This window comes from Petrotoga halophila DSM 16923 (assembly GCF_002924615.1).
Genome location: NZ_JALY01000323.1, coordinates 1 through 5,829, shown reverse-complemented (window position 1 = coordinate 5,829; position 5,829 = coordinate 1). Strand labels below are relative to the sequence as shown.

Sequence of the window (5,829 nt, the reverse complement as noted above, 5' to 3'; positions counted from 1 at the left end):
AATTCTAATTACTTTTCATTTTTTTTAAGTATTATTTCTGTTTTCAAAGAGCATTTTGGACAATTATTCAATATTTTAGTTCTTTTTCTTCTTGTCTTAACTTATTTTACCTTTAGTTAATCATTGCTTTTGCCTATTTCTGAGGTGGGTAAGAATTATTTATAAGGTCATTTCTAATGATCCACTGATATTCAATATTGTTTAACATTCTACAAACCTTTGATTTTTTGTTGCTTACCGTTAGTTTGAAGAACATCAATATGTCAAAATTGCTTTGGTAAAATCTGTTGTTCTAATTTCTCCTTTCAAAATTTGGGAAAGTTCTTCAAAAGTTTCAATTTCTTTATCTACTATCCCGGAAAATACAGGGGAATATGCATCAAGAATCATTAAAGCTTTTGCCATTGTATAAGGATTTACAAAACTTCCTATGATATTAAGTTCCTTCTTGTAAATGCTGTATTGATTTATTTTTGCAAATGAATTTTCTTGAGCTACTCCAAATTGAACAAGAATGCCACCTTTGTTTAAAATTTTCAAACTTTCTTCGAATCCTTGAAGGCTGCCACTCATTTCAAAAATTACATCAAAAGATAAGGAATAAGATTTTGAGATATTTTTAACTCCTAATTTTTGAGCATTTTCAATTCTTTTTTCATTGATTTCTTGAACAAATACTTCTTTTACTCCATATACATTTTCCAAAATTTTTTGTGTAAGTATACCAATAGGTCCTGCCCCGATAATCAAAACTTTGTCATCAAATTGAAGGTTCCCCTTTTCAATACCGTGGATAATACAAGACACTGGTTCGGCTAAAACAGCTATCTTTAAATCTAATCCAAGGGGCACTCGATAAATTTGTTTGTAATTAACAACTGTATATTCAGCGAAACCGCCATCTTTATTTACTCCTATATTTACCATATTTGAGCATAAATTATATCTACCTTTTCTACATTCCTGACAGACGTAACAAGGAAGATTCGGATCGATTGCTACTCTATCTCCCACTTTGAAATATTTTTCCGCTGTTTTGCCCATCCTAATAATCTTACCGACAAATTCATGTCCGGGTATAACTGGGTATTTGGCGAATTCTAATCCTTGATATAAATGAATATCTGTGCCACATACTCCACAGCCTTCCACTTTTACAAGAACTTCCTCAGGTAAAGATATTTCTGGAGTTTCGAATTCCTTTACTTCTAACTTTCCAGGTCCCTCAATTATTACACCTTTCATCTTTTTTCCTCCTCGTATAATATGTGTGGATGTGAAACTTAAAAAATGGTACTAAAAATCTGTTTTTTGATCTTTTCTATTATTTTTCTGTAAAAAGATACCCTGAATAAAATAGTGCCACTATGAGTGGTGTGGTAAGATTTCCCTCTATTTTTTATTTTTCAGCATATAGTCCTTGAAATCCACGAATTAGCAGGTTTCTCGCTAAAATACTAAAAATTAAGGCAGGTAGTAAAGAAATTGTACCTAAAGCTGCCATTTCTCCCCAACGTACTTCTAATCCAGTAGTTGCCATAGAATTTATTACTACAGGTAGAGTCGAACGTAAAGAACTTAGTACAAATGCAAAAAACATGTCATTCCAAACAAATATAAAGCTTAACATTGCAGCTACTATTATTCCCGGTATAGAATTAGGTAAAGCAATTACAAAGAAAGTCTTAAAATAACCTGCACCATCAACTCTTGCTGCTTCTTCGATTTCAGTTGGGATTTGATTAAAAAATCCCATCAATAACCAAATAACTAAAGGAAGAGAAATAGCCAAATAAGTAATTATTAAAGATAAATATGTATCATACAAATTTAAGTTTGTCCATATAATATACATTGGTAAAACGATAGCTATTGGTGGTAACATTCTTACAGTCAATGTCCAATCTCGTAAACCTTCTCTTCCTTTAAAGCTAAACTTAGAAAGAGCATAAGCAAAAAAAGCTCCCAAAAATATCGCTAAAGCAACACTACAGAAACTAATAATCAAACTATTAATTAACCCTTCTGTAACTTGAGAAAAAGAAAAGATCCACTTGAAATTATCTAATGTTGGTTGAAAAAAAATGTTTGGAGTAGTTACCACAATATCTATTCTTTTCTTTAAAGATAAAGTTATTAAAAAATAAATAGGCCAATATAAAAAAATAATATAAATAAATATAATAACAAATGAAAAAGTCTTATTTTTTCGTTTCAAAATGATTCCTCCCTGTACATAAATCTTACTAATAAGTTGGATAAAATAATAGTTATGATTAACAATATTATGGATACAGAAGAAGCATATGCAATACGCCCACCTTGAGATATTCCAATGAGGTAAGCATATATATCGACAGTTTCAGTTGCTATCCCTGGTCCACCTCCAGTCATTACATAAATAGTATCAAAGGTTCTTAAAGCATCTATTACTCTAAAAATTATCGCCACAAAAAAAATTGGTTTTAGCAATGGAACCGCTAGTTTCCAAAATTTTTGAAATTCATTAGCTCCGTCTATCATTGCTGCTTCGAATGGGGAAGTAGGTAATGCCTCTAATGCTGATAAAAAAATTAATATCAAGAAAGGCGTCCATTGCCAAATATCAACGAAAATTATAGAAGGTAAGGCTAAATCGGGTCTTGAAAGAAAAGCAATGCTTTTGAAACCTAAGAAATTCAAAATATGATTAACTGGTCCAAACATAGGGTTATACAAGAATTTCCAAAGTAATCCACTAGTGACCTTTGGTATCAGCATAGGAAATGCTATTAATATCATCATAATATTTTCAAATTTAGAATTTTTAAGCGTATTCCATATTATATAAGATAGTGGTAAAGCTAAACAAAATTCAATAGCAACCGAAAAAAATACAAATGTAAATGTATTTTTTAATGCATTTAAGGCCCTAATGTCTGTAAAAATATTAATGTAGTTCTCAAATCCTATGAATTGTGGCTCTAAGGAATACATCACATTATAGTTTGTAAAACTCATAACGATTGCTATTGCAAAAGGTAATAAAGCTATAAAAAACATCACTAAAAGAGCTGGTAAAATGAAAGTTAGTAAAATCCCTCGCCCTGGTTTCATTCGAACTTTTCCTCCTTTTAATTTAACTAAGATTAAGTATCATTATTTTATTTTTCCAGATGCTCTCAGTATTCTTTCACATTCTTTTGCTGCTTGATCAAGAGCTTTCTTGGGAGTTAAAGCACCTGAAAGAGCTTGTTCGATCGCTATACCCACAGTATTTCCCACTTCTCTCCATTCTGGAATCAACGGTCTAAAATCTGGCATTGCTAAATCGTAACTTAATAGAGTAGATGATAACCATCCAGGATATATATCATCACTATATTTTGCTTGAAAAACTGGATTGTCAAATACAGAACTCCTATTAGCACTTACTACACCGGTTTGTAAAGCCATTTCCAACTGCATTTCGGAAGAAGTTGCCCATTGTACAAATTCTGCTGCTGCAAGTTTTTCTTTTTCTGTTTTTGCACCTATTGCACTAACTCCAAATCCCATTGAATATATCCCAGGAAATATTCCAGCAGGACCAGAAGGAACTGGTGCATAGCCAATCTTTCCAACTATTTGTGACTTTTCAGGGTCTTCAATCCTTGTCATAAAATTGTTTGCATCTATAATCATTGACACACTTCCAGAGGTAAAGGCAGATTGTACATCATCCCAACTATACGTGGCAACACCCGGGGGTCCGTATTTTGTTAGAAGGTTTGTATAATATTCTAGTGATTTTACTCCTTCTTCGTTGTTGAAGACAGGATTCCATGAATCGTCAAAATATTTTCCTCCAAAGCCTCTAAGAAATGTTGTCCAAGTGTATACATTCATACCATCTCCCCGAAGACCTCTCATAGCAATGCCATACATCTCTGGTGGATTATTTAGTTGTGAAGCGACTTTTTCTAATTCTTCAAAAGTTTGTGGGACTTTTATTCCTTTTTCTTGAAAAATATCTTTTCTATACATGAGATGGGTTATTTCGGAATAAACAGGAAGACCATAAACTTTTCCTTCTCTAATAAACATTTGTAAGACTTTTTGGAAAAAATCATCGATGTTTGTCTCTTCTTTAAGGTAAGAGTCTAATGGAAGTAACCATCCCTTTTGCACAAATTCCTCTACATACACAGAATCTAAAGCAATAACATCATATGCTCCTACATTACTTACAAAATCCATTACAACTTTTTCCCTTAATTGTAATTCAGGATATAAAACAAAACGAACTTTTATACCTGTTTGCTGAGTAAATTCTGAAACTTTACTCATAATGAAATCAGTTTCTGGAAGAGATCTTATTGCCACATATATTTCTGTACCAGCAAGGTCTGAAGTTTGACCTAACCCGATAATCATGGTAAATAAAGTCAAGAAAATCAAAATACCCTTTTTCATTTTTACACCTCCTATATTTTTTGGGCGAGGGATAGTTACATAAGTAACTTTCTTATGTACCTAATATTATTGTATCAAAAAAATATCGGAAAGTAAAATCCAATTAAATGGATTTATAAGCAATTATTGCCATTTAAAATTGATTATAAAGCTTTTGCTCTTAATATCTCATATTTCTTAAAAACTAAAGGATAGTTTAAATGTTTACCCTACTGGAAAATAGGTTAAAAGTGGTTCCTGAAATAGCAGTAGAAGTATTTAGGAAAGTAAAGGAAAGAATTTTTACTAATTTTCTATATATTTCGTTATTAAATCACGGAATTTTTTACTTTCTAATGCTTTTTTAGCTAGTTGATCGGCCAAGGTGTTGTAATGGTCTCCTGAGTGTCCCCTTACCCAATTGAACTGTATTTTTAAAAATTTACTAAAATAATTATAGCAATTTTTATAGGCTATGGTTATTTTTTTATTTGTTTTCCATTCTCCTATACACCATTTCTCTAATCCAATGTAATCATGGTGTATTATTATCTTTTCGTAACCTTTTTCTTTAGCGTATTCCATTGCGTAGATGGATGCACTTATTTCTCCGGCAACATTTCTGCTAGATGAGTATTCTGGGTTATTACCAGAAAAGAAGAAATGTTTTTCTTCACCATCTAGAAGTACTATTCCGCTACCGTATATTTTTGTTTCTACGTCATAACTCCCATCGACATAGGCGATGAGAGTTTTATTCTCACTTGCTGTCTTTTTTGTAATTGCCGTAAACCCCTTTTTTGAGATTTTCTGTTACTTTTTTCATTTCTAGGTCCTCTTGTTTTAGCTCTTTGATTAGTTCTTCAACTGTCCACTGAGAACTTGTTGGAGTAATGGAAGCAAAAATTATATTTTCAGGTAAGTTTTCCGTATTTTTTATCGCTTTCATTATCCTAAGTATCTGTTCTTTAGACATACCGTTAATTATAATTGTGGGAATGTTTTTTATATCTTCATACATTTAAACTGCCTCCTAAGTTGTGAAATTAGCGCCCCTTCGTCCTGCTCAGTAAGAAAAAAGTAATCGCATATTGTCTATTGTTAGAAAAGATTTTAAAATATTTTCGTCAATTGTTGTATCTTCTATTTCCTTTGTATTTCCTTGAACCCCCTTCGGGGAGACTCCTTGAACCCCTTTCGGGGAGTTTCCTTCTATAGCTTGTACTTTATCCAATAATAAAGATATTTTACTTTTATACGCCTTCAATGAGAAATCTTCCAAGTCTATTCCTTGGTCAATGTGCTGTGTTGAAGTCAACACTTCTATTTTATCAAAAATTTCTTTGTTAATTTCTTTCAAATCTTTAAGTTTTGTTTCTTCTTCCATACAGAATTTCTTTTGAAGCTCTATGGGAA

General features: G+C 31.8%; 7 protein-coding genes. All 7 read right to left on the bottom strand.

From position 1 onward, the window contains the following. Positions 1–255: 255 nt before the first annotated feature. Positions 256–1,245, bottom strand: coding sequence for an alcohol dehydrogenase catalytic domain-containing protein (locus tag AA81_RS13635; RefSeq protein WP_103899336.1), 990 nt, complete (start codon positions 1,243–1,245; stop codon positions 256–258). Positions 1,246–1,399: 154 nt separating this feature from the next. Further along, positions 1,400–2,218 (bottom strand): carbohydrate ABC transporter permease, encoded by an 819-nt coding sequence (locus AA81_RS13630; RefSeq protein WP_169999816.1) that lies wholly within the window; start codon positions 2,216–2,218, stop codon positions 1,400–1,402. Continuing rightward, a complete protein-coding gene (locus AA81_RS13625) occupies positions 2,215–3,096 on the bottom strand; it encodes a carbohydrate ABC transporter permease (RefSeq protein WP_103899334.1) in 882 nt (293 codons plus the stop codon). The genes AA81_RS13630 and AA81_RS13625 overlap by 4 nt, the downstream gene beginning before the upstream one ends. Before the next feature lie 42 nt (positions 3,097–3,138). Next, positions 3,139–4,434, bottom strand: a complete 1,296-nt coding sequence (locus tag AA81_RS13620; protein ID WP_103899333.1) for an ABC transporter substrate-binding protein — start codon at positions 4,432–4,434, stop codon at positions 3,139–3,141. Positions 4,435–4,719: 285 nt separating this feature from the next. Continuing rightward, positions 4,720–5,160, bottom strand: a complete 441-nt coding sequence (locus tag AA81_RS13615; protein WP_281256313.1) for an RNase H family protein — start codon at positions 5,158–5,160, stop codon at positions 4,720–4,722. Between the two features lie 13 nt (positions 5,161–5,173). Further along, complete coding sequence (locus AA81_RS13610) at positions 5,174–5,434, bottom strand: DUF3783 domain-containing protein (RefSeq protein ID WP_103899331.1); 261 nt, start codon at positions 5,432–5,434, stop codon at positions 5,174–5,176. Positions 5,435–5,479: 45 nt separating this feature from the next. Continuing rightward, positions 5,480–5,829 (bottom strand): hypothetical protein (locus tag AA81_RS13605; RefSeq protein ID WP_211292735.1); only part of this gene is annotated, 350 nt, incomplete at its 5' end.